This is a genomic window from Collinsella sp. CLA-ER-H5 (assembly GCF_040092375.1).
Lineage (GTDB): Bacteria > Actinomycetota > Coriobacteriia > Coriobacteriales > Coriobacteriaceae > Collinsella.
In genome coordinates this window covers 56,932-81,632 of sequence record NZ_JBBNLR010000008.1, presented here as the reverse complement: position 1 = coordinate 81,632, position 24,701 = coordinate 56,932, and the positions used below count along the sequence as shown (strand labels likewise).

21 protein-coding genes are annotated in these 24,701 nt (G+C 61.2%); 14 read left to right on the top strand and 7 right to left on the bottom strand.

Annotation, left to right across the window (positions count from 1 at the left end):
* Positions 1–10: 10 nt before the first annotated feature.
* The 4 genes from AAAX31_RS04630 to AAAX31_RS04615 form a co-directional block, all read right to left on the bottom strand.
* Entirely contained in the window at positions 11–469 is a 459-nt protein-coding gene (locus AAAX31_RS04630; RefSeq protein WP_349076317.1) for a hypothetical protein, read from the bottom strand.
* A 57-nt stretch (positions 470–526) separates the two neighbouring features.
* Positions 527–991, bottom strand: a complete 465-nt coding sequence (locus AAAX31_RS04625) for a hypothetical protein (RefSeq protein WP_349076316.1) — start codon at positions 989–991, stop codon at positions 527–529.
* Between the two features lie 85 nt (positions 992–1,076).
* Positions 1,077–1,709, bottom strand: a complete 633-nt coding sequence (locus AAAX31_RS04620; protein ID WP_349076315.1) for a hypothetical protein — start codon at positions 1,707–1,709, stop codon at positions 1,077–1,079.
* Between the two features lies 1 nt (position 1,710).
* Entirely contained in the window at positions 1,711–1,917 is a 207-nt protein-coding gene (locus tag AAAX31_RS04615; protein ID WP_349076314.1) for a hypothetical protein, read from the bottom strand.
* Between the two features lie 198 nt (positions 1,918–2,115).
* Between AAAX31_RS04615 and AAAX31_RS04610 the strand changes: the two genes are divergently transcribed.
* Complete coding sequence (locus AAAX31_RS04610) at positions 2,116–3,318, top strand: hypothetical protein (protein ID WP_349076313.1); 1,203 nt, start codon at positions 2,116–2,118, stop codon at positions 3,316–3,318.
* A gap of 8 nt (positions 3,319–3,326) precedes the next feature.
* Here the strand turns inward: AAAX31_RS04610 and AAAX31_RS04605 are convergent, their stop codons facing one another.
* Positions 3,327–4,613: a site-specific integrase gene (locus AAAX31_RS04605; protein ID WP_349076312.1), complete on the bottom strand. Its 1,287-nt coding sequence runs from the start codon at positions 4,611–4,613 to the stop codon at positions 3,327–3,329.
* Positions 4,614–5,383: 770 nt separating this feature from the next.
* On the opposite strand from AAAX31_RS04605, the gene bilR reads away from it, so the two are divergent.
* The 7 genes from bilR (at position 5,384) to AAAX31_RS04570 (ending at position 14,165) form a co-directional block, all read left to right on the top strand.
* The gene (gene bilR / locus AAAX31_RS04600; RefSeq protein WP_233506182.1) at positions 5,384–7,414 is read left to right on the top strand and encodes a bilirubin reductase, long form; all 2,031 of its coding nucleotides are present in this window, start codon (positions 5,384–5,386) and stop codon (positions 7,412–7,414) included.
* Between the two features lie 449 nt (positions 7,415–7,863).
* Positions 7,864–8,259, top strand: a complete 396-nt coding sequence (locus AAAX31_RS04595) for a helix-turn-helix domain-containing protein (RefSeq protein ID WP_117848371.1) — start codon at positions 7,864–7,866, stop codon at positions 8,257–8,259.
* Between the two features lie 285 nt (positions 8,260–8,544).
* Positions 8,545–11,427 carry a proton-conducting transporter membrane subunit gene (locus tag AAAX31_RS04590; protein WP_349076310.1) on the top strand — a complete coding sequence of 961 codons (2,883 nt, stop codon included), beginning with the start codon at positions 8,545–8,547 and terminating at the stop codon, positions 11,425–11,427.
* Positions 11,428–11,439: 12 nt separating this feature from the next.
* Positions 11,440–12,021, top strand: a complete 582-nt coding sequence (nuoB, locus tag AAAX31_RS04585) for an NADH-quinone oxidoreductase subunit NuoB (RefSeq protein ID WP_117769763.1) — start codon at positions 11,440–11,442, stop codon at positions 12,019–12,021.
* Positions 12,021–12,722, top strand: a complete 702-nt coding sequence (locus AAAX31_RS04580) for an NADH-quinone oxidoreductase subunit C (protein WP_117848369.1) — start codon at positions 12,021–12,023, stop codon at positions 12,720–12,722. The genes nuoB and AAAX31_RS04580 overlap by 1 nt, the downstream gene beginning before the upstream one ends.
* Positions 12,723–12,727: 5 nt before the next feature.
* Positions 12,728–13,816 (top strand): nickel-dependent hydrogenase large subunit, encoded by a 1,089-nt coding sequence (locus AAAX31_RS04575; RefSeq protein WP_117848368.1) that lies wholly within the window; start codon positions 12,728–12,730, stop codon positions 13,814–13,816.
* A gap of 7 nt (positions 13,817–13,823) precedes the next feature.
* The gene (locus AAAX31_RS04570) at positions 13,824–14,165 is read left to right on the top strand and encodes a 4Fe-4S dicluster domain-containing protein (protein WP_117848367.1); all 342 of its coding nucleotides are present in this window, start codon (positions 13,824–13,826) and stop codon (positions 14,163–14,165) included.
* Between the two features lie 310 nt (positions 14,166–14,475).
* Here AAAX31_RS04570 and AAAX31_RS04565 read toward each other — a convergent pair whose 3' ends face one another.
* Entirely contained in the window at positions 14,476–15,105 is a 630-nt protein-coding gene (locus AAAX31_RS04565) for a response regulator transcription factor (RefSeq protein ID WP_117848366.1), read from the bottom strand.
* Positions 15,102–16,358 (bottom strand): histidine kinase, encoded by a 1,257-nt coding sequence (locus tag AAAX31_RS04560; RefSeq protein WP_117848365.1) that lies wholly within the window; start codon positions 16,356–16,358, stop codon positions 15,102–15,104. Before AAAX31_RS04560 ends, AAAX31_RS04565 begins: the two co-directional genes overlap by 4 nt.
* Before the next feature lie 100 nt (positions 16,359–16,458).
* Here AAAX31_RS04560 and AAAX31_RS04555 point away from each other — a divergent pair, with 100 nt between their 5' ends.
* The 6 genes from AAAX31_RS04555 (at position 16,459) to AAAX31_RS04530 (ending at position 24,673) form a co-directional block, all read left to right on the top strand.
* Positions 16,459–17,397 carry an ABC transporter ATP-binding protein gene (locus tag AAAX31_RS04555; RefSeq protein ID WP_117848364.1) on the top strand — a complete coding sequence of 313 codons (939 nt, stop codon included), beginning with the start codon at positions 16,459–16,461 and terminating at the stop codon, positions 17,395–17,397.
* A gap of 9 nt (positions 17,398–17,406) precedes the next feature.
* Positions 17,407–18,594: an ABC transporter permease gene (locus AAAX31_RS04550; RefSeq protein ID WP_117848363.1), complete on the top strand. Its 1,188-nt coding sequence runs from the start codon at positions 17,407–17,409 to the stop codon at positions 18,592–18,594.
* Positions 18,581–19,786 carry an ABC transporter permease gene (locus AAAX31_RS04545; protein WP_117848362.1) on the top strand — a complete coding sequence of 402 codons (1,206 nt, stop codon included), beginning with the start codon at positions 18,581–18,583 and terminating at the stop codon, positions 19,784–19,786. Before AAAX31_RS04550 ends, AAAX31_RS04545 begins: the two co-directional genes overlap by 14 nt.
* A gap of 183 nt (positions 19,787–19,969) precedes the next feature.
* Complete coding sequence (locus tag AAAX31_RS04540) at positions 19,970–20,683, top strand: ABC transporter ATP-binding protein (RefSeq protein ID WP_117848361.1); 714 nt, start codon at positions 19,970–19,972, stop codon at positions 20,681–20,683.
* A gap of 8 nt (positions 20,684–20,691) precedes the next feature.
* Complete coding sequence (locus tag AAAX31_RS04535; protein ID WP_349076307.1) at positions 20,692–23,358, top strand: ABC transporter permease; 2,667 nt, start codon at positions 20,692–20,694, stop codon at positions 23,356–23,358.
* Between the two features lie 109 nt (positions 23,359–23,467).
* A complete protein-coding gene (locus AAAX31_RS04530) occupies positions 23,468–24,673 on the top strand; it encodes a DUF362 domain-containing protein (RefSeq protein WP_117848359.1) in 1,206 nt (401 codons plus the stop codon).
* Positions 24,674–24,701: the final 28 nt, after the last annotated feature.

The following is a 24,701-nucleotide window of genomic DNA, read 5'->3' as shown; positions in this document are numbered from 1 at the left end:
CGCTTGAGGCCTACTCGTCTTCGAGTAGGACGTTGGGATAGCCCTCGGGCGCCTGGTCTGCCGGGAGGGGAGGATAGGCGACAAGCTTGTTCACGACTCCTATCGCATCGAGGTCCAGGATGCTGTCGATACCGCGGAGAACGCTGTCCGGGGTGTAAGAGCGATCGCCGCTGCGGGCGACCCCGACGATGACCCTGGCGAGCTCGCGGGGGTCGATACCGGGCCAGCGCCTGGCGATTTCCGCGACGATGGCGGGTGCGACGTAAGGGATATTGGGGACGGAGGAGTGGGACGCGATGACGAAGGCGTCGGGGATGCCCTCGATTCTCTCTGTGTGCTCGATAACGATGGGCTGGACGCCGTAGGTGCTCCAGCCGTCGAGCAGGCATTCGGCGTTCGAGGGGATGCGGAAGGAGTGGCCGTTGAGGGTGAGGGGCTTGTGGTTCTTATAGACACTGTTCTTGGGCATGGTTTTCCTTTCGATGTGAGAGGGCCGCCGCCCGCTCGGGCGGCGGCGTACGATGAGCTAGCCGTCGATGTCCTCGACAGTGAAGAGGGGCGAGGGGGCGCGATCGGCGAGTTCAATGGGGACCGCGCCGAAAACACCGAGTTCCTGAGTGATGCCCTCGAGTCGAGCTGAGAAGCGTTTGACAAACGCGTCGTGCGTCGCGCCGGTGCCGTTGACGACATAGGCGCGAGCTGCGATCTTGACGAGCTCGTGGTCGGGGATGCCATAGCACTCGTCGATGGCAGCGAGACAATCCATCGCGTCGACGGCCTCGTCAGTGGGGCTAAACGCCATGAAAGTGCGGGGGACGTTCCGAATCGAGCGCTTGAACTGCAGGATCCAGACGCTCTGGGCGTTTTCGGCCTGCTCGGGGTTGAGGACGGGGATGTCCTGGCTGCCATGGTAGACATACCGCTTCTTGGCGGTGTCGAAGGCGAGGGCCGGACTGCTGTCCGTCTGGACTACGACAGTCTGATGCCGCATAGGTACCTCCTAAATGTTGGAATCCATAAAACTGGTTGTCGATGATGAATGCCGCTGTTAGGCGGAGCCCTCGCCCTCGTGTCGGTCACGACTGCCTCCCCTCGCGTACCCCGGCGCTAATCAGCTCGATGAGCTCGCGTACGCGGTCGGGGTCTCCCCCGGCTGCCTTAAGTGCTCGGGCGATGCTTTTTCCCGTGTGCGTGGATGCGAACAGGGTTGCGCGCTTGTGGCGGTGACGGTCGCCGAGTAGCTCGAGGAGCGCGTCGGTCTCTTCGCGCATACGGCTGGCCCCGACGTCCGCGACGATGAGGACGGGAGAATCGCGATAGGGGTCGACAGCGTGCGATTTTGCGTTTGGGCCGAAGAGCTCGCCGCTGTTCCAGGCCTTGGCGAGTTCCGGCGCGCTTGCGAAGGTGGCGCACTCGCAAGATGACATCGAGAAGGCAACGGCTTCCGCTGCCGCCGTGTCGTCGTCGTCTCGGGCGATCCAAACCCACGCGCCGTCAGAGAGGCGCGCAGACTCTTCCCCCCTTGCGGCTGGAGCTTTGGCCGCAAAGACAGCAGACGCGCGCTCGGCGATGAGCTCGGGGGTGTGTTTGGGAGCGCGACGGGCGTTGCGGCGGGGGCCGCGCAGGGCCTTCCACGCCTCGGGCGTGATGACGGTGCCGATGGCATCGTAGTAGCTCTTGGGGGCAGGCAGGCCGTCGTAGTCGATCATTCTACTCACCGCTCTTACCGCGGAGGGCGCTGAGATAGGCGTTGAGATCGCGTTCGTAAATATATGTGCGGCGGCAAAGGTAGATGCCCATGCCGGTACGGGCGATGAGCTGGCCGGCGGTATCGGGGGTGAGATGCAACTTGTCCGCGACCTCATCGCGGGTGAGAAGCGGGCCCGTCTGGATGCCGGGCGCGTCGTTGTCGTCCATAATGGGACTCCATTCAGTATCGAATCGTGCATATTTGTGTCGACAACAACGACTATCGTCTATTTGGCTATACCCAAAAAGGTATAGAAACGGTATAATCAAAAACGCAGGTAAATAGCTTTATATGATTAGAATTGCCTCTTCAATTGTGTGTGTGGATTGTGGATTGGCCATTTATTGGCCGTGGTTGGAGCGCAGATGGACGTTTCTGGACTTGACTTAATGTCAGGAAGGCTGTCGGGGGTCGACGATGTCCGGGTGGATGGGGAAGATTTGGTTTTCTCCCCGTCTGCGCGCCCTGGCGACGGCGAAGTCGGCCGCCGGGATGACGAGTCCTTTGTTGAGATCGCCAACCTGGTTAGATATCCCTGCGACGGATTCGATGCGGCTCCACAGTTCACGTGTCGCGGTTTGAGAGACTCTACTGAGATGCTGTCCATATTGGCGTCAACTGTGGAAGCGGAGGGGTTTGAAAAAGAAGGTCTCGATGAGCTGTTGGCGGTCGCGAAATCAATTGGCCCATTGTTCGGTTCGCCGATTCGCATGCGCGGTGAAATCCGGGAGCCGATCGCGCTTTGGTATTGGGCGGCGACTCTGTTCAGCTATGCGGTCCGGCTGCGCGATGTCGAGATGGGACGAGCCTACGGCATCGGTCTTGAAGCTGGACTTGCCACGGCGTTTGAAATAAGAGGAGCTGGAACGGAAAAGAAGTCCCTGATAGCTGCGGTTCCGCTTTGCGTGCCAGACGTTGATCGGGATGTGTTGACCACGGTGGTTGGACCTTTATTGGCATTTTCCCCATCGGGTGCAGCTGTGATGCCCCTTGATGAGACCAGGCGTATCGATGACTCCGAAGTGGTTTCGTATCGTTTCGGCCGGCGGGGGGAGTCTGCGTATCCTCCGTTGGTGGGATGCGTTATAGGCAGGGCACGATTGGTCGAGTACTGTCTATCGCAGGAGGATGAGTGCGGTCTACCGTGCCTTGAGCTGCCGGGCGGCAATGTAGTCCAGCTGACGAGTGGACCAATCGACGGTGATACAGCAGACGACCATTCCGATGAACTGTCGATGGATCAGAGGGTTGCGTCCGAGCTTTTGCAGGCGATGGTCCTGTTCTTCACGGGGCAGGTTCATCTGGGATGGGTTCCGGTCCGCAAGCCTGACGGGATTGGCTTGTCTTTTAGGCCGACGTTTTCTAGTGCATTCGAGCGGCTATGGTGTTGCCTCGGAGAATGGTATCCAGAGGATGTTCTAAGAAGGTGCCCCCACTGCGGTCGGGTTTTCTCTACGCGGTGCGGAAGATCGAAGACATATTGCAGCGCCAAATGTCGAATCGCTGAAAAATCAGCGAGGCAGTATAGGCGTACGATAAACAAGGAGCTCCCCCGGGACGCGAGGTAGGGAAGAGTTTACTGGTCGGACAATAGATTGCCGATGGTATTTGCGGCGGCCTTGTCCTTGGCGGCAATTGCGTGCGAGTAAGTGTCGAGCGTAAGCTTGACGGTGCTGTGTCCGAGACGACTGCTGACGGTTTTGATGTCGACGTTCTCGCCAATGAGCAGCGTAGCCTGGGTGTGACGGAGGATGTGCGGAGTTAGACCCGTGTACCCCTTTCCTCTTGCGTATCGCACGCCATCTCGCTCAACGTAGTGGGTGATCTCCGTAAACTCGCCGAAGCCGTAGTCGGAAGACCATTCACGGAACCAACGGCCGAAGTTGTTGGGGTCCATATGGACGATTTCGATGGGGTCGCATTTCCGGCGCTCGTTCTTCATCGTCGCTCTTCCTTTTTTACGTGCGTCTCGCAGGGCATGGACAACCGGGGTGGATGAGTCCTGTTCCAGCCCGACCTCGGAGAGTAGTGTGCCCTGAAGCATCTTCCATGCGGACAGCCTGTCGTTCATGAAGGGACTCAGGGAAATGGACCTGAGCCCCTTGGCGCTCTTGGGGGCACGAGGGTTCTTGTCTGCCGCGAACTGCTCGCCGACAAAAATGTAGCCGTCGTCGAGATGAACGTTGGACCAGGAGAGGCCGAGTAGCTCGCCTCGTCGCATACCCGTGTCGAGCAGGAGGAGCATTCCGATCCTATGCGCGTCCATTTCCTGTGACATCAGGGTCTCAAGCAGCTTTTTCGCCTCATCTAGGCGCAGGGACTGCCTTTCGGCTCCCTGCGGCCGCGGGACTGATATTGCATCGCATGGGTTTTTGAGTATCAACTCGTCGACAAGGGCCGCCTTCATTATTTGTTTCAGCTTGACGTGGATTTTGTGCAGCTCGGATTCGGAGAAGCGCGCGGTCTTGCGGACGTCGACGTATGCCTGTTTGATGACGGGTGCGCGAAGGTCTCTTATGGGGTAGTTTCCGAACAACTCTTTGATTTCGTTGATTTCGAGTTGTTCTCGATCGTAGCTGAGGGGGCTCAGCTCGTTTTTCCGAGTGTCGTGAAATAGCTGGGCATACTCCCCGACGGTCTGGGAGGATTTTTTGACAACGATCCCCTCATTCAGCTCGGCTTTATACGCCTCGAGGGCAGCGCGTAGCTCTGACTTGTTCCTAGCGTAGACCTTGCGCCTCGGGGAGTATGCGTATTTGCCCGTAACGGGGTCTTTGCCCATGTTATGGCGAATGTAGAAAACGCCCTTTTGGGTTTTGCTTTTGACGGCGCTGCCTTTTCCGACGACAAGTGGTCTATCCATGATGCCTAGATTCTGCATAGTGGGTGGTGTCGAGTTCCGTTGTTGTATCGCATACGCTCGGAGCAGCACGCACGCGCGACCGCTTGCGGCGGACGCCGCGTGTGCGCTGCTCCGAGCGTATGCGATACAACTGCTGAAGTCAAGCATCCATTGGTCGAATTTTGGTCGAAATTGGCACGGTATTGATTCAAGCATTTTATTAAAATATGTTAATCTACCTGCATATATAACGGTATCAAAGAGCTTCAAAAAGTGTCGATAAACATCGATATTCCGTTCTCATAACCCGGAGGTCGTAGGTTCAAATCCTGCCCCCGCGACCAAGAACTTGCAGCTCGTCGGCCTAGCCGGCGAGCTTTTTTGTTATTCCGGGACTGTGTTTTCGGTCCAATTCTCGGCTTCTTAAACAAAATCTCGATCTGTAACATCTAGACCCGATTTGGGCGGCTAAGTGTTACAGATCGAGATGTTTCGGCAGGACGGTCTTCGTTTGTCTAAATCTGTAACACGAGGGACGGATTTTGCCGAGTTGTTGTTATAGATTGAGATTTTTTAGCAGGCGGGTTTGGTTTGTCTCGATCTGTAACAGTAAGACCCGGTTTTGTCGCGTAACTGTTACAGATTGAGACAAACCGACGGGCCGCCCTGCCCCATCCACCTGCCGCTACCTGCTGTCCGCCGATTTCCGTTGCGCTGTTGTATTCCCATGCCATATCCTCTAGACAACTACGCGGCAACATCGCCGCCGCGCCTACAAGAGAGGAATGTCCATGACCGCACCTGCATCCAAGCTGCTTCAGCCCATTACGGTTGGCCCCCTTGAGCTCAAAAACCGCATTATGTTTCCGCCGCTGACCACCGGCTACGAGGAGCGTGACGGCTCCATTGGCGAGCGCAGCCTGGCTTTTTACGAGCGCTTGGCCCGTGGCGGCGTGAGTTACATCGTCATCGGCGACGTTGCTCCCGTCATGACCGCAAGCCCCACGCCCAAGCTGGCGACCGACGCCCAAATCCCCACGTTTAAGGCCCTGGCCGATGCCGTCCACAAGCACGGCGCCAAGGTCGCGCTGCAGCTGTTCCACCCCGAGTACGACGTGCCCGGTGTCGGCCGCATGGTCATGGGATCCATGGCCGCCGCCAAGGCCGCGCAGGAGGCCAAGGCCGCCGGCGACGAGGAGACCTTTGCCGCCAAGATGGCCGAGTCCAACGAGATCCGCAACCAGGCCTACGCCAAGCTGCACCACGACATGCAGCACTTTGTGAACGAGGCGAGTGTGGAGCAGCTCACCCAGATCAAGGAGGCTATCGCCGCCTCGGCCGCTCGCGCGCAGCAGGCCGGGATCGATGCCATCGAGGTCCACGGCGACCGCCTGGTAGGTTCGCTGTGCTCGGCCATCCTCAACCAGCGCACCGACGAGTACGGCGGCTCGTTCGAGAACCGCGTTCGCTACGCGCTGGAGGTCGTCGCTGCCATTAAGGAAGCCGCGCCGCAGCTGATGGTGGAGTACAAGCTCCCCGTGATCATGGAGAACCCCGACGGCACGCCGCGCGGCAAGGGCGGCCTGCAGCCCGACGAGGCCTGCGAGTTCGCCAAGCTGCTCGAGGGCGCGGGCATCGATATGATCCAGGTCGCACAGGCCAACCACACCGGCAACATGGGCGACACCATTCCGCCCATGGGCGCCATGCCCTACAACTGGACGCTGCCCGTGGCCGAGCGCGTCAAGGCCCTGGTCTCCGTGCCGGTGGCAACCGTCGGCCGTGTTGTTTCGGTCGAGGCCGGCGAGAAGATTCTGGAAGACGGCGCCGCCGACATCATCGCCTATGGCCGCTCGCTCATGTGCGACCCCGACATTGCGCTGAAGGCCGCCACGGGTGAGCCCATCCGCGAGTGCCTCAACTGCAACAAGGGCTGCGTCGACGCGATTCAAAATCGCAAGTACATCTCGTGCGTGCTCAATGCCGAGAACGGCGACGAGGCGACCATCGCCATCAAGCCGGGCGAGGGCGACAAGAAGATCGCCGTGGTGGGCGGCGGTATTGCCGGCCTGGAGGCCGCGCGCGTGGCGGCCAAGCGCGGCTACGATGTGACCGTCTACGAGGCGAGCGATCATCTGGGCGGCCAGATTGTGCTGGCGGCCGCGCCTCCGCGCAAGGACGAGATCATGCGCTCGGTCGAGTATTACGAGAAGATTCTGCCCGGCCTGGGCGTGAAGGTTGAGCTCAACCATGCCGCTAGCCCCGCGGACCTCAACGCCGCCGATGCCGCGATTGTGGCCGTGGGCGCGCACGACGTGGTCATCCCCGTTCCGGGCGCCGACTCGGAGAAGGTCGTCTCGAGCTGGGACGTGCTGGCCGGCAAGGTGGAGCTTACGGGCCGCGCCGCCGTCATTGGCGGTGGCCTGGTGGGCACCGAGACTGCCGAGTACCTGCTGCAGCACGGCTGCCAGGTGGCGATCGTGGAGATGCTCGACAAGATTGCCGCGGGCGAGTCCGAGACCATTCTGCCGCTGATTATGAGCGACTTTGCCGAGCACAACGTGGAGCAGCACGTGAAGACCCGCCTGACCGCCATTACCGACGAGGGCGTTGAGGCCATTTGCACCACCGAGGACGGCGCCGAGGAGCCGGTGAAGATCGCCTGCGATTACGTGGTGATGGCCGTGGGCTCCAAGGCCAACGCGTTTGACCTGGATGGCGTGACGGTGCCCGTGACTTGCGTGGGCGACTGCTCGGGTGAGCGCACCGCCGACATTGCGAGCGCCATTCGCACGGCGTATCACGCGGCCAACGAGCTGTAGTTGAACATCGCGGCCAGGCGGGGCGGTAGCACGGATCCGTCTCGCCCGGCTGTGTCCCGTCGGGTGTTAACCGGTGCGGGGCCTGCAAGCGCAGCAGGTCCCGCCCTTTTTGTTTTGCTCCGGTGGATGGCAATGCGCGGTAATCATGAGGAGTGAGGACGTCTACTGCCTTGCAGATCACTCAAAAATATTGGGGGAGGGGTTAATAATTATATCCTCTATACCAAAGGACATAAAGAGATGCCAATTTTGTTGACAAGCGAATGACGATTAGCTGCGAGTCAGCTACCAGCGTAAATAATCGATAAAGAAATGTCGTAATTTGGTGCCAAATGCCCAGATAACGCCGCGTCTATTTTAATTAACTGCTTTGAGCAAACAGTAAAATGCTACTATCTAACTTGCACGTAAGAAAGCAGATTAACGGTTAAGGCTAAGAAGTGGCAGGTATGTCGGAAGCAACTAGGACTCGCACGCATGCGCCCGAGGTTAGGCAGCGCGCCGTCGAGATCCTCCAAGAGGGGGTCGGCCATCGCGCCCTCGCCGCGGAGCTTGGCATTCCCCAGGCCACGGCTCGTCAGTGGGCCCGCGCGTATGCCGTGGGCGGTGCCGACGCCGTTCTCAATGCCGGTTCGCATCATCACACCTATTCGTACGACGTAAAGCTCGCTGTGGTTAAGGACCGTCTGGAAAGCGGCTTGACGGTTCGCGAGGCCATGATCAAGCACAAGATTCCCAGCGAGTCTTCGGTCAAGGCTTGGTGCCGTCAGTACCGTGAGGGCGGTGAGTCCGCACTGGTCGATAAGCCGCGCGGTCGCAAGCCGCGCGTTAAAAAGGCGGAATAGCAAACGGGATGGTGCGCCCACAGGGGCGCATTTTTCTTGCCGCGCCAACTTTTTGGACCGGCGCGAGCCTGTCGGGACATCCTCCAAAGTGGCCAATAAACCGCGCGCAGTGGCCCGCGCGCCTGTCGCTGCGATAGGGGAGCGTCGCCTCTCTGCTCCAAAGCAGACGTGCCCTTACCCCGTACGCCTAAAACTCCCCAGTTGACCGAAAACCTGCCGCCGCTGCTCCTCAATTGAGCTATAACGTTAAACAATTGCAGCGTTTTTGCATGGGGGAGTGATGGTATGACGCTACTGTATTTCCTTACCCTGTTTCCGCTGGTACCGGCGCTGGGCATGCTGCTCGCGCGCGGTGACCGCGCCCGCGATGCGGTGGGGCTCATAGGTTCCGGCATTATTATGGCGGCGACAGTTGTAGTCGCCGTCATGTTTTTTGGCACGGGTCCGCAGAGCTTTGAGGTTGCCCCCGGCACCTCGCATGTGCTCTCGATCATCAGCTCCGCCATCGATGTCATCCTGTGCGCCGTCATCCTGTACAACGCGTATAAATATAGGAACGCGCTCACCACGGTGCTCGGCATAGTCCAGCTGGTGGGTTCGCTCGCCTTTGCGGCCATGACGCTGCCCGCGGCCGAAGCCGTCACGGCGACGCCGCTCTACCTGGACTACATGAGCGTGATCATGGTCCTCGCCGTCGGTATCGTCGGCAGCCTTATCTGCGTGTATGCCCTGGGCTACATGAAGGACTTCCAGGCCCACGACGAGCACGAGGCTGCGCTGCGCGGGCAGACCGCGCCCGACCGTCGCCCGCAGTTCCTGGCGCTTATGTTCCTGTTCCTCTCGGCCATGTTCGTCATCGTGACGAGCGACAACCTTGAGTGGCTGTTCTGCGGCTGGGAAATCACCACCGTGTGCTCGTTCCTTATGATTGGCTACACGCGCACGCCCGAGGCCATCAAAAACGCCTTCACCCAGATCATCCTCAACATGCTGGGCGGCATCGCGTTTTTGGTCGGACTCATGTACCTGCACGTTAACGGCATGCCGCTGACCATCTCGGGCATGATCGAGCTTTCCGGCGCCGGCACCGCGCAGTCCGCGCTGCTGGTGATGCCGGTCATCTTGCTATCGCTCGCCGCCCTTACCAAGGCCGCACAGATGCCGTTCCACACTTGGCTGCTTGGCGCCATGGTTGCCCCCACGCCCACGAGCGCCCTGCTGCACTCGTCAACCATGGTCAAAGCCGGCGTGTTCCTGATGGTCAAGCTGAGCCCGCTCTATGCCATCTATCCCGTGACCGGCTTTATGGTCACGAGTGTGGGTGCCATCACGTTTTTGCTCGCTGCCCTCATGGCCATCTCGCAGAGCAACGCCAAGCGTGTGCTCGCGTACTCCACCATTTCCAACTTGGGCCTCATTAGTGCCTGCTTGGGTGTCGGCGCGCCCGAGGCCGTATGGGCGGCCATCTTCCTGATCCTGTTCCACACGGTGGCCAAGTCGCTGCTGTTCCTGTGCGTGGGCACGGCCGAGCATCATATCGGCAGCCGCGATATCGAGGACATGGACGGCATGTTCAGCCGCATGCCGCACCTGACGCGCCTGATGATGCTGGGCATCATGGGCATGTTTGTGGCGCCGTTTGGCATGCTCGTGTCCAAGTGGGGCGCCCTGGTGGCGTTCGCGCAGACCGGCAACGTGCTCATGATCATGGTGCTTGCCTTTGGCTCGGCCGCGACGTTCTTCTTCTGGGGCAAGTGGCTTGCCAAGCTTTCGGGCGTCGACCCCACGGCTCAAAACGTTGAGGTCAATGTCCATAAGACCGAATGGATGGCCCTCAACACCATCGCCGCGCTGCTTATTCTGTGCTGCGTGGCGTTCCCGGTTATCTCGAGCGGTCTGGTGTCGCCTTACTTGGCCATGGTGTTTGGCCGCGTGCCGTACGTTATTGGCAAGGACGCCATGTATCTGATGGTGGTTATCGTGGCTTTTATTGCCGTGGTGTTGCTGACTTCATTCCGCGTGAGCAACAAACCGCATGTAAACGTATATCTTTCGGGTGTGGGAACCGACAAATATCGCCATTTCCGCGGCTCGATGGGACACGAGGTAAAGGCCGAAAAGCGCAATTGGTACTCGGAGGACGCCCTTGGCGAGAAGCGTATTGGCCCCGCGGGTAGCGTCGTGTGCTGCAGCATTATCTTGTTTGCGCTGCTGTGTTGCGCATGGATTGGGCCCGAGAGACTTGCCATGAGTGCGCCCTCGGTGCTGCGCGGCAAGTATTTTGAAGGTTCGGGCGTCGCGGGCATTTTTATTGGCACCGTGGCATTTGCCTTGCTGGCGCCGCTTGTGGGCGGCCTGATCGACGGCGTTGACCGCAAACTTTCGGCCCGCATGCAGGGCCGTGTGGGCCCGCGCCTGCTGCAGCCTTTCTACGACGTTTCCAAGCTGCTGCGCAAAGCCCCCGCCAGCGTAAACACCATGGACGATACCTACATGGCGTGCGCGCTCATCTTCACCGTCGTGGGCGGCGGCATCTTTGTGTCGGGTTCCAACACGCTGCTGTGCGCCTTTATGGTTACGCTCGCCGCGATCTTTGTGGTGCTGGCGTCCGCCTCGACGCAAAGTCCGTTTGCCCAGGTTGGCGCCGATCGTGAGTTGCTGCAGGTTATGAGTTACGAGCCCGCCGTTCTGCTGATGAGCGTGGGCCTGTACCTTGCCACCGACAGCTTCGATTCCATTGCCGTGACGGGGCAGTCGGCCCCCATCATCGTGTACAGCGCGCCCATTTTCCTCGCGCTGCTCGCGGTGCTTACCATCAAGCTGCGCAAGTCGCCGTTCGATCTTTCGTACTCGCATCACGCGCATCAGGAGATCGTCCAGGGCGTCGCCACCGAGATGAGCGGCGGCACGCTGGCCAAGATGACCCTTATGCACTGGTGCGAGACCGTGCTGTTTTTGATGTGGGTGGGCATGTTCTTTGTTTGGGACAACCCGGTGAGCTGGGTGGTCGCCCTGGTCGTGATGGCTGCGACGTATTTTGTCGAGGTACTGATCGACAACACCTTCGCACGCAGCACCTGGCGCAGCTGCTTTAAGCTCGGATGGGGTGTGGCGCTGGTGTTTGGCCTGCTCAACCTTATGCCCATCCTCGTCGACGTGTTTATTTAGGAGGCGGCATCCATGGATCATAAAATGTCGCGCTCGCCGTGGGTTATTCATTACGACGGCTCGAGCTGCAACGGATGCGATATCGAGGTGCTGGCCTCGCTCACGCCGCTGTTCGATGCGGAGCGGTTTGGCGTGGTCAACACCGGCAACCCCAAGCATGCAGATATCTTTTTGGTGACGGGGTCGGTCAATGCCCAGAACCTGCCCGTCGTGCGCCAGATCTACAACCAGATGCTCGAGCCCAAGTGCGTGGTGGCCTGCGGTATCTGCGCGTGTTCGGGCGGCGTGTTCCGCGATGCGTACAACGTGATCGGTGGCGTGGACCGCGCGATTCCCGTGGACGTGTACGCGCCCGGGTGCGCCATTCGTCCCGAGACGGTGATCGATGCCATCGTGGAGGCGTGCGGCATCCTGGATCAGAAGGAAGCCGTGATGCGCGCCGGCGGCGACCCGCTCACCGTGGGCGGTGCCGCAACCTGGGACGGTGGCGTTGAGCTGGGCGAGGACGGGTTCGTGGCTGCTGCGGGGGCCGGGGTCGGTGTCGACGCAGGCGCGGCTGACGGTGCGCCCGTCGCTGCAAAGGAGGCCGAGTAATGCAAAAGGCAATCTATACCACCGTCGGAATCGACGAGCTGTTGCCGCATGTGCAGGCGCTCAAGGGCTTCGGTGCCCGCTTTGTGCAGATGCACGCCGAGCGCTGTGTGGACGACGGATCGTATCGCCTGGTCTATACGTTTATCAACGTTCGTGCTGCTCGGGAGCATATCGCGCAGGACGGCAACTATGCGATTGAGAATCTGATGGTCGAGGGTATCGACCAGTACCAGGAGATTCCGTCCATCAGCTCGTACTATCCGGCGGTATTCCCGTTTGAAAACGAAGCGCATGACCTATTTGGTCTTGCCATCACCGACATGCAGGTCGACTTCAACGGCTTTTTCTACCAGGTCTCGACTGCCGAGCCCATGAGCGTTATCACGCCCGAGGTGAAGGCCGCGCGCGAGAAAGCCATGAAGGTCCGTGCCGCCGCCGAGGCCAAGGCGCGCAAGGCCGCCGCCGAGAAGGCTGCCGCTGCCGCGGCCGCTGCGGGGGAGGGTACTGCGGGTGCTACTGTCGCTCAGTCCGCTGCGGCTGCCGGCTCCGATGCTCAGCACGATGAAGCTGCCGCCAAGGCCGCGCTCAAAGCCGCCGAGCTGGAAGCAAAGCTCGCCGCCATGGATCCCGAGAAAGCGGCCAAGGTCCGCGCGGCGCTTGCCGCCAAGGCCGCCCGCGACAAGCAGAAAAAGGAGGCGTAAGGTCCATGGCACATCGCTCCGTTATTCCGTTTGGCCCGCAGCACCCGGTGCTGCCCGAGCCGCTTCATCTGGACCTGGTGATCGAGGACGACCGCGTTATCGAGGCAATTCCGCAGATCGGCTTTGTGCACCGCGGACTCGAGAAGCTTACCGAAAAGCGCGATATGCATCAGTTTGGCTACATCGCCGAGCGCATCTGCGGTATCTGCGCCGTGGGCCATAGCTGCGGCTATGCCAGCGCCTGCGAGCGCATGCTCGACATCGAGGTGCCCGGCCGCGTGCAGTATATCCGCACCATTTTGCACGAGCTTTCGCGCATTCACTCGCACCTGCTGTGGCTGGGCCTGCTCGCCGATGCCTTTGGCTTCGAGGCGCTGTTCTATCGCTCGTGGACGCTGCGCGAGCAGATTCTCAAGATTTTTGAGAGCACCTGCGGCGGCCGTGTGATCCTTTCGATTAACGAGATCGGCGGCCTTAAGCACGATATCGAGGACTCCGAGCTGGCAGGCATTGTCCAGACGCTCGATGCCATGCGTCCCGACTACGAGGCCCTGGTGCATACGTTTTTGGACGACAATAGCTGCGGCGAGCGCTTGCATGGCGTGGGCGTGATTAGCAAGAAGGAAGCGCTGGAGCTTTCGATGGTCGGCCCGTTCGGTCGTGCCTCGGGCGTGGACTACGACGTGCGCATGTTTGGCGACGGCGCCTATGCGGATCTGGCCGCGTTTGAACCTATCGTGGCGACCGATGGCGACTGCTATGCCCGCTGCCAGGTGCGTTGCGCCGAGGTCACGCAGGCCATGGACATCATCAAGGAGCTTGTGGGCAAGATTCCGCACGACGGAATCGGCGGGCGCACCAAGCTCACGCCGGCCGACGGCGCGCTCGGCGAGGTTGTGATTGAGCAGCCGCGCGGCGAGGCGTATTACTATGTGCGCGGTAACGGCACCAAGAACTTGGACCGCTTCCGCGTGCGGACGCCGACGTCGCAAAACCTGGCGGGTCTGACGCATGCGCTGCAGGGCGTGCTTCTTGCCAACGTGCCCATGATTATCCTGACCATCGATCCCTGCATTAGCTGCACGGAAAGGTAGGCGCGGCATGAGTTTGCTGACATTTGCCAAGACGGCCTTGGGTTCTATGGTCAAGCGGCCGGTCACGGTGTGCTATCCGCAGGAGAAGCTCGCGGCGCCCGAGCGACTGCGCGGGCATATCGTCAATGACATGGACGTGTGCATCTGCTGCGGCATGTGCGCGCGGCGTTGCCCGGCGGGCGCGCTCGCGGTCGATCGCAAAGGCGGCACCTGGTCGATCGACCCGTACGCCTGCGTGGTGTGCGGCGAGTGCATCGAGAGCTGCCCCAAGCACTGTTTGAGCATGGACACCGCCCGCACTCCAGTTGCGGCGAACAAGACTCCCACGGTAGAAACCAAACCGGAATAACTCTGGACTGGGGCTGGTATAGCGTTGGGATAGGGCCGGTGGGGCAAAATTGCCCCACCGGCCCCGCGCTTAAACGCGCGGTTGTACCGCCACGAACAAAACCATGCCGGATTACGGGGCTGGATAGCGAACCTCCGACCATATAGAAAACCGCAAAAACAAAACCGCAGGTAGATAGCCTGCCGTTTTCCAAAAAATGAAGGTATGGATGAGGGTCCCGACTTTAGCCCCGTAATCCGGCATAGTTTTGAAATAGCATTAAATCGGTAGCAGCTATTTTTCTTTGCCGGGGCGGTCGGTCTTCGGGCAATTACCCCCGCAGGTAGGCGATGGCGATCTGCGTGCGGTTGCGCAGGCCCATTTTGGCAAGGATCGAGCTGATGTGGTTGCGCACTGTGCCTTCGCCCATATAAGCGGTGGCGGCAATCTCCTTGTTGTCGAGGCCGCGGGCGATGAGCTCGGCGACTTCGAACTCGCGGTCGGTCAGGCTGACAAAGGCCGCGGGCCGGCGGGTCGCGCCGGCCTCGACGTCCGCCCCATCAAAGTTGATATCCTCGATCGCCTTACCTTCGAGTACGCGTTTGCCATCCATGACCTGCGCTAACGCTGGCGGAATGGCGGCGACATCGGTTTTGATCAGGTAGCCGCGGGCACCCAGTTTGAGCGCCGACACAATGTACTCGTCATCCGGGAATGTCGTCAGAAACACCACGCGCGCCGCAGGGTCGCGCTCGAGGATCTCGCGTGCCGCCGATAGGCCGTCGCGTCCTGGCATCTGAATGTCGAGCAGCGCGATGTCGGGTGAGTACTCGGTGTAGAGCGCCACCGCATCGTTGCCGTTGGCGCCGGTACCCACCACCTCGATCTGCGGCTGGGCGCCCAGGATAATCTTGAGCGAATCGACCACCAAGCGGTCGTCGTCGACAACGATGAGCCTCATCGGTCCTCATCTCCTTGCTGTTTGGGAACGGTGGCAAACACGCGCCAGCCGCCGACGCCGGCGCGCGGACCGGCGGTGAAGGTGCCGCCAAGCGCCTCGATGCGCTCGCGCATGGAGGCGAGCCCCATGCCCTCCGCGGCGCCACGGCCGATTGCTTGGACCCCGCCCACGCCATCGTCGGTAACGATGAGCTGGTAAAACGACGGATGCTCCATGCACCGTACGGTGGCAGTATGGGCGCAAGCGTGGCGCATGGTGTTGGAGAGCGCCTCGCGCAGGACCGCCGCAAAGCAGTTCGCGACGTTTGCGGGCGCATGTTCGGTCATAACTTCAAGCTCAATCTGCGGGCCGCCGTCCGAGCGCGCGCCTTCAACAATGCGTTCGAGCTGCACGGAAAGGTCGACGGCGTTGTCGTTGAGCGCGTGGACGCTGGTGCGCACAAGCTGGAGCGCCTCGTCAACCGTGCGTTTGACGTCGGCGAAATCGACGGCGACGCCGGGCTCGTCGGCGTGGATCACGCGCAGGGCTTCGGCTTGTAGCGAGGCACGCGTGAGCTGGTGTCCGACGTTATCGTGGATTTCGCGCGCGATGCGGGCGCGTTCGGCGAGTGTCGCGAGCTCGACTTCGTAGTCCTGGCGGTCGGCAAGATCGCGGTTGCGCGCCTCCAGCGCCAGAGCTCGTTCTTGCAGCTCGTCGCGGATACGGCGCATGCGCTGCTGTTCGCGCTCCAACTGGGCGGTACGTAGCGATAACAAGGTGGCGGCAACCGAAAGGATGGTGGTCAGCAGGAGCGTTCGGGCGGTGAGCTCGTCGGCGCGAAGGTCCGCGACAAGCGCAAAGGTAAAGACGGAGCCAATGCTCAGTGCGATCCAGGCGTGCTCGCGGCGCACGCGTCGCGCGATGTCATAGAGGGCGAGAGGCGCAAACGGCACAAACGGCGGCACGAAGACAGCCGCGATGATGTAAGCGTAACTCGCGGCCTCGCTTACGCGGCGCGTGCGTTCCCCCTGTGCGACCTCGGCCAGCGAGGTGGCAATAATGCCAAGGCAAAACGCCGCGACCAGGCGAGCGTCCACAGCAAGACCCATGGCGGCCGCAATACAGCACGCCAGCACGATCGATTTGTCGAAAAGCCTGTTCATACGGGTATTGTACGCGAAGCCGCGCGTGGTGGAGGGACCGCCTGCGCAACTGTGACATTCCTCCCACGCGGCAAAGCGGCGTCGATCGCTCGCGCGAGCGGGGGTTTTCACCTCTGCCCCCTCGCACTCGTGACAAAGCTCACTGGCGCGCGCCGGCGGCTCCTGCGATGATGCAATCGTACCGGGCTGCAATCAACAGAAGGGCCGCCTCATGACAGACATCGTCCACGTCGAAAACCTCGTCAAGCGCTACGACGATCTTATCGCGCTCGACCACTTTAACCTGAGCATCGCCCCCGGCGAGATCTTTGGCCTGCTCGGACCCAACGGCTCGGGCAAGACCACGTCCATCAACTGTATTCTGCAGCTGCTCGCTTACGACAAGGGCACCATCGAGCTGTTCGGCGAGCCCATGACACCCGCCCGCTACGACCTCAAGCGCCGCATCGGCGTGGTGCCGCAGCAGGTGGCGGTATTCGACGAGCTCACGGTGCGCGAGAACATCGACTATTTCTGCAGCCTCTACGTCAACGACCGCAAGCGCCGCCGCGCGCTGGTGGACGAGGCGATCGACTTTGTCGGGCTGGGCGACTTTACCAAGTTCCGCCCCGGCAAGCTCTCGGGTGGCCTGGCGCGTCGCCTCAACATCGCCTGCGGTATCGCGCACAAGCCCGAGCTCATCTTTTTTGACGAGCCCACGGTGGCGGTCGACCCGCAGAGCCGCAACGCCATCCTGGAGGGCATCTGCCGCCTGCGCGACGAGGGCGCCACGGTGGCGTATACCAGCCATTACATGGAGGAAGTCGAGCAGATCTGCAGCCGCATCATGATCATGGACGGTGGGCGCGTGCTGGCACAGGGCACCAACGACGAGCTCAAGCGCATGATCCAGATGGGCGAGCGCGTGACCGTCGAGGTCGGCGCCGTCGAGCCCGTCACGGTCAAGCGGCTGCGCGCCCTCGAGCACGTGCTCAGCGTCGAGCTGTCCGGCGGCGAGCTCGTCTGCACCTGCGAGGCGAGCCCACACAATCTGGTTGACATCCTCGACACGCTGCGCGCCGCCGACGTGGCACTCGGCCGCGTGTGGAGCGAGCCGCCGACCCTCAACGACGTGTTTCTTGAGATCACCGGCCGCGAGCTGCGCGACTAGGGGGCGGCCATGTTCAACACCATTATCATTACGGTCAAGACGCTGCTGCGCCGGCCGAGCACGTGGGTTTGGGGCGCGATCTTTCCCATTGCGCTTTCAACGATGTTCATGTTTATGTTTGCGAACCTGAGCTCCGACGGCAAGGTCGACCCGGTGCCGGTAGCCGTCGTGGCTGACGAGGCCTGGGACGCCTCGACCTTTAAGGACGTGGCGACGTCGCTTGCCAAGGAAGGCGACGACCAGCTGCTCGAGATCCACGAGTGCGACGATGCAGCCGATGCGAACCGTGCGCTTAAGGCCGGCGAGGTCGCGGGCATCTATACGGTCGACGACGCGGGCACGCCCAACCTCACGCTGCTTTCGAGCTATGACAACTCGCGTGCGTCGTCGGTGCTCACCGACCGCAGCATTTTGGAGACGGTGGCAAGCTCGTATACGCAAAATGCCGAGCTCATGTCCCAGATTGCCCAGGACAACCCGGCGGCGCTCGCCGACCCGGAGGCGGTTGCGCGCGCCCTGTCGCTCGAGGGTGGCACCCGCCGCGTAAGCCTGACACGCACCACGCCCGATGGCACGGTCATTTACTACTACGCGCTCTTTGGCCTGGTCGCGATGATGTCTGCCGAGTTTGCCGCCTTGAGCGTCGTCGATCTGCAGCCCAATCTGTCGGGCCTTGGTGCGCGTCGCTGCGTGGGCGGTCTTTCCAAGACGACGTCGCTGGCCGGCATTTTTGTCGGCTCGTGGCTGGTCTCCTTTGCCTCGATGGCAATCGCGATCGGCTACGTGCGCCTGGTCGTGGGCGTCGACTTTGGCGGGCGCGAGGGGCTGTGTCTGGTGGGCGGTGCCGCCTCCGCGCTTGCCGCCACGGGCCTGGGACTCTTTGTGGGCACGCTTCCCGTTAAGGGCGGCAAGGCGTCCAAGTCCGGCATCCTTACGGGCTTTGCCACCACGTGCGCTTTGTTCGCCGGGCTCTACGGTGAACCGGCGATGGCGCTTGCCGATGACGTTGCCCGCGCCTGCCCGGCCGAATGCTGGCTCAACCCCGTCAAGCTCATCTGCGACATGTTCAACCGCCTGTATTTCTTTGAGGACTTGGGCCCCTTTGCCGTTCGCGCCGGCGCGCTGGTCCTTATGGCGCTGCTGTTCGTTGCCGCCGCCACGCTGATCTTTGGAAGGAGCCGCTATGAGCACCTTTAAGACCGCGCTTCGCATGGCGCTGGCGCACCCGTTCTACCTGCTCATCTACACGGTGTTCATCTCACTGATGGGCGTATTCATCGCGGCATCGGTGAGCTGGAACTCGTCGCAGCTTACCGAGTACAAGCCCTACGACACCAACGTGATCGTGGTCGACCGCGACGACAGCGACCTTTCGCGTGCGCTTACCAAGCATCTGGGTTCGCGTTTTGAGCTGGTCACGGGCATCGGCGACGATACATACGATCTTGCGGACGCGCTCTCCAAGAGCAATAGCGCCAAGGGTAGCGCCGACTGCGTGTTCTTTATCCCGGAGGGGTTTGAGGGTGACCTTGTTGCAGCCGCCCGCGCGGGGGAGTCTCTGCCCAAGCTCGATGTGACCTACGGCGCCGGTACCATGGCGGCAGCGCTTTCGTCTGCCGAGGCCTCGCGCTGGATCTCGCTCGCGGGCGCTGCGGCCGCACTTGAGCCCGCCGCCTCTAACGGTAGCGTCGCCAAGGCTGCCGAGCATGCGGCCGCGAAGCGCGCCAAGGTCGAGATCGAGCAGGTCAAGGTTGACTCGACAGCCGCCGCCACGCTCGAGTCGTATTTCAACTTTGGCGCGTACGCGATTATCTCGTCGGTCATCGTGTCGGTGGGATTGGTGTTCTCGGGCATGAACGAGCCCGAGCGCGTGCGCCGCATGGATGCCGGCCCGGTCTCCGAGCGCCAGCGTTCGCTCGCCGTGTTTGCGGCCGCTGCCGTGCTCACCGTCTGCATTTGGCTCGTGTCGAGCATGATGGGCGTCGTGGGCTTTGCCGGCGCGGTTGCCGAAGTCGGCGTGGGCCGTGTGTGCCTGGCGCTGGCGGCGACGTTTGCCCTGGCGTGCACGCCGCTGGCCGTTGGCTTTGCGCTTTCGAGCCTGGGTGCGCGCGAGGAGTTGCTCAACGGCGTGGGCAACCTGCTCGGCATGCTCATGACGTTTTTGGGCGGCGCCTGGATGCCCCTGTCGCTGATGGGCCCGGCCGTGCAGACGGTGGCGCATTTTGTGCCGACATATTGGGTGAACGACGCGATCAGCAAGGCACTTGCCTCGGATTTGACGTCCGCCGTGCTGGGGGACATCGCCTGCGACCTGGGCGTCACGGCACTCTTCGCCGTGGCCATCGCCGCCGTAGGCCTCGCCCTCGCACGCACCAAATCCCGCGCCTAGCCACCTAGTCATTGGGTACTCATTGGGGACAGACTTAAATGAGTGGTTTCAGTCATTTAAGTCTGTCCCCAATGAGTACCCAATGACTGGTTTGGAAAAAATCGCGCACGTCGCTTAAAAATAGTTCGCCCAGGTTTACTATTACCCTAGAAAAGTAGCAGAAGGCTAACAACGGGGGATAGCATGGCAACGCGGGAAGCCTATGTCCAGGTCAAAGGGCTCAAGAAACACTACGGCGACGGTGACGCGCGTCTGACGGTACTCGATGGCATCGACACGTCCATCAACCGCGGAGAGGTCTGCGTCATGCTGGGGCCTTCGGGCTCGGGCAAGTCGACATTTCTTAATCTGATCGGCGGCCTGGAGGATGCCGACGCCGGCTCTATTCTGGTGGACGGCTGCGACCTCACGGTGCTCAAGCCTGCCGACCTGGGCGAGTATCGCCGCCGCGAGCTGGGCTTTGTCTTTCAGTTCTACAACCTGGTGCCCGACCTCACCATCAAGGAAAACATCGAGGTCACGGCACACCTGTCCAAAAAGCCGCTCAACATTGACGACCTGCTGCGTTCGCTGGGTCTCTACGAGCACCGCAACAAGTTCCCGCGCCAGGTCTCGGGCGGCCAGCAGCAGCGCTGTGCCATCGGCCGCGCGCTCGTCAAAAACCCGGGCCTGCTGCTGTGCGACGAGCCCACGGGCGCGCTTGACTACAAGACGTCCAAGGAAATCTTGCAGCTCATGGAAGACGTCAACCGCGAGTACGGCTGCACCGTCATTATCGTCACCCACAACGCTGCCATCGCCCGCATGGCCAATCGCGTGCTGCGCCTGCGCGACGGGCGCATCGTCGAGGATGAGCTCAACGAGTCGCCCGTCGCAGCCGCCGAGCTCGATTGGTAGGCGGCGCCATGACACCTCTCGCAAAACGTCTCCCGCGCGAGCTGCGCCGCAATATCGGTAAGTACCTGGGCATCTTTTTGCTTATGTGCGGAAGCATTGCCCTTACATCGGGCTTTTTGCTTGCGGCGCATTCCATCGGCTGCCTTATCGACGACATGCGCGATGCGTACACGATTGAGGACGGCCGCGTGACCACCTCCTTCGAGGCCACCAAAGACCAGCTCAAGGCAGTCGAGGACGCGACAGACGACGTCGGCGGCGTCACGCTCTACAAGAATTTCTCCATCGACGCCATCATCAAAAAGACCGCCGGCGACGACGGCACCAAGCGCACGCTGCGCACCTATGCGCACCGCACCAAGGTCGATATCGCGTCCTACTGTGAGGGCAGGGAACCCAAGGCGGACGACGAGGTGGCCATCGACCGTGTCTTTGCCACCAATAACAACCTGTCCGTGGGCGATAAAGTCGAGCTCGAGGGTCGCACCTACACCATCTGCGGCATCATGACCCAGCCCGATAGCCAGGCGCTGTTCCTCAACAATTCGGACTTTACGGTGAACACCATCACCTATGGCGTGGCCGAGGTCACCGACGCCGGCTTTGCCGCGCTCGAGGATGCCGGCGGCGCGCCTGCCTACACCTACTCCTTTACCTTTACCGACCGCGACCTCTCTACTGCGGATCGCATCGATGCGGAGCAGGATATGGTCGAGGCGCTGACCGATGTCGATGCGCGCGTGGACGATCTGATCGATGCCGATTCCAATCAGGGCATTGGCTATGCGCGCGACGACGTGGACGGCGACTCCATGATGTGGACGACGTTGCTCGACATCATCATCGTGATCATGGCGTTTGTCTTTGTGGTCCTTACCGACGCCACCATCGAGGAGGAGAGTGCCATCATCGGCACGCTGCTCGCCAGCGGTTATCGCCGTCGGGAGATCGTCCTGCACTACCTGGCACTTCCCGCCATCGTGGGCGTGGTCGCGGCGCTTTTGGGCACTGCGCTCGGCGTTGTGTTCTTTACCGAGCCCATGCGCAGCCTCTATTACGGTTCGTACAGCCTGCCGCCCTTCCAGGTGTATTGGAGCTGGGAGATCTTTGTGAAGTGCGCCGTGGTTCCTGCCGCCGCGCTCATTCTCATCACGCTGGTGGGCCTGCTTCGCAAAATGGGCAAGACGCCGTTGCAGTTCCTTCGTCACGAGGCGAGCGGTAAATCGGGTACCAAGCGTGGCCTGCAGCTGCCGGAGCGAATGGGCTTTGTCTCGCGCTTCCGCCTGCGTATCTTCCTGCGCAACCTGGGCAACTTCGCCACGCTCTTCGTGGGCATTGCGTTCGCCTCGCTGCTGCTGCTCTTTGGCCTGGCGATTCTGCCCACGATGACGCACTACGCGGACAACCTCGAGACGAGCCTGGTCGCCGAGCACCAGTACACGCTCAAGGCTCCGCTGGAGCTCGAGGGCACCGCCGAGGTGCGCGAGCAGTGGTCGGCACTCGAGCGCTTGCAGTCGGTTGACGGCGCGCTGCTTTCCGCCGCTCAGGATGCCGATGACGAGCTTGACGACGCGGCCGATGCGGCGCAGGCGGCAGCCGATGCCGCGACCGCATCTCCGTCTGCCGAGAGCCTGACCGCGGCGCAGGATGCGCTTGCCAAGGTCCAGGACAAGAAGGATGCGCTTTATGCGCGCCTCGATGACCTTGCCGATGCCCTCGGCTGCAACCGCGACGAGGCTATCGACCTGATCGACAAGGCCTCTAAGATTGACGCTGACAACGACGATATCCACCCGGTCAATACGATCGACAATGGTGCAAGCGCAATCGCGCAGGCCGAGAAATACGCCGTCTACCAGCTGCAATACGACCGCGGCGATGGAAATGGCGAGGAGACGATTTCCGTCTACGGCATTTCATCCGACTCGCGCTATTGGAAAGACCTCAACGTCGGCGACGGACGCGTCGTCTTTGGCGGTGGCTTGCTCGACAAGTTCGGCTGGAGCGAGGGCCAGAAGGTCACGCTCAGCGACAAGTACGAGGGCGAGCATTATTCCTTTGAGTACGCGGGCAAGGACTGTGCCTGGGGCTCCAAGTCGGATATGAATGTCTATATGAGCATCGACGACTTTAACGAGCTGTTCGACAACGACGCCACCTACTTTAACGGCTATGCGAGCAACAAGAAGCTCGACCTCGATGCTCGTTACTTTGCCGGCGACACCACGCCCGACGACATGCGCGCCGTGGGCGACCAGTTCATCGGCATGATGAGCAAAATGATCGGCATGATGGTTGGACTTGCGGTGTTCATCTTCCTGCTGTTTATGTACCTGCTGACCAAGGCTGTGATCGACCACAGCGCCCGTTCGATTAGCTACATGAAGGTCTTTGGCTATCGCGAGAGCGAGATCTCGCATTTGTACATCCGCTCGATCACGCTGTGCGTGGTGGCGTCGCTCGTGCTGAGCCTGCCGGTCATTATTGGCTCGCTCACGGCCATCTTCCGTTCGATGCTGCTCGCCTATAACGGCAATATCGAGATCTATGTGCCCGCTTGGTCCATGGCGGCGTGCGTAGGAATCGGCTTTGCGACCTACCTGGTCGTGGCGCTGCTGCACACGCGTTCTATCAAACGTGTGGGCCTGGCCGAGGCGCTCAAAGTCCAAGAGTAGTCATTTAAGAACGTCCCCAATGACTAGGTTCCGTACTTGACTTTAACTCTGCTTTAACTGGTACCATCCTCTATGTCTGTAACGCCATATAGACCGAGGGGATATATCTATGACCGCAACTGCACCCGCAGCACCCGCTAAGGTGTACTTCACCAACCTGCGCACGCATGCTCGCGAGAGCCAGCTCGACAAGCTCAAGCGCCTCATACGTCACGCCGGTATTGAGCAGATCGACTTTGAGAACAAGTTCGTCGCCATCAAGATTCACTTTGGCGAGCTGGGCAACCTGAGCTTTTTGCGCCCCAACTACGCCCGCGCCGTCGCGGACGTGGTGAAGGAGCTGGGCGGCAAGCCCTTCCTCACCGACTGCAATACGCTCTATGTCGGTAGCCGCAAAAACGCGCTCGAGCACATCGACACTGCCTACCAGAACGGCTTTACCCCGTATGCCACGGGTTGCCAGATTATCATCGCCGACGGCCTCAAGGGTACCGACGAGGCGCTCGTCCCGGTCGAGGGCGGCGAGTACGTGCGCGAGGCCAAGATCGGTCAGGCGCTCATGGATGCCGATATTGTGATCAGCCTTACCCACTTTAAGGGTCATGAGCAGGCCGGCTTTGGCGGCGCCATGAAGAACCTGGGCATGGGCGGCGGCAGTCGCGCCGGCAAGATGGAGCAGCATGCCGCCGGCAAGCCGAACGTCGCGACCGAGCACTGCGTTGGCTGCCGTGCCTGCGAAAAGATCTGCGCGCACAACGCCATCTCGTTTGACGATACCCGCGAGCGCGAGCTTGCCAACGGCAACACTCGCACGGTGCACGTGGCTGCCATCGACCACGATCGCTGCGTGGGCTGCGGACGCTGCATTGCGGCATGCAACCAGGACGCCATCAAGCCCGGCTATGAGGCCGCGGCCGACGTGCTCAACTGTAAGATCGCCGAGTACACCAAAGCCGTTGTCCAGGATCGTCCCAGCTTCCACATTTCGCTGGCTATGGATATCAGCCCCAACTGCGATTGCCATCCCGAAAACGACACACCTATCGTCAACGATATCGGCATGTTCGCGAGCTTCGACCCGGTCGCCATCGACCAGGCCTGCGCCGACGCCGTCATGGCGTCCGAGCCGCTGCCCAACACCGAGCTTACCGATAGCGCGGCCAAGATGGAGCACAACCACGAGCATCTGGAGGGCGAGCAGGCCAAGGATCCCTTCTGCATCACGCATCCCGACACCGACTGGCGCGTGTGCATCGCGCATGCCGAGAAGATCGGCCTGGGCACGAGCGAGTACGAGCTCATCGAGGTCAAGTAGCGTCGTCCTATTGGACAAACCAAGCGCC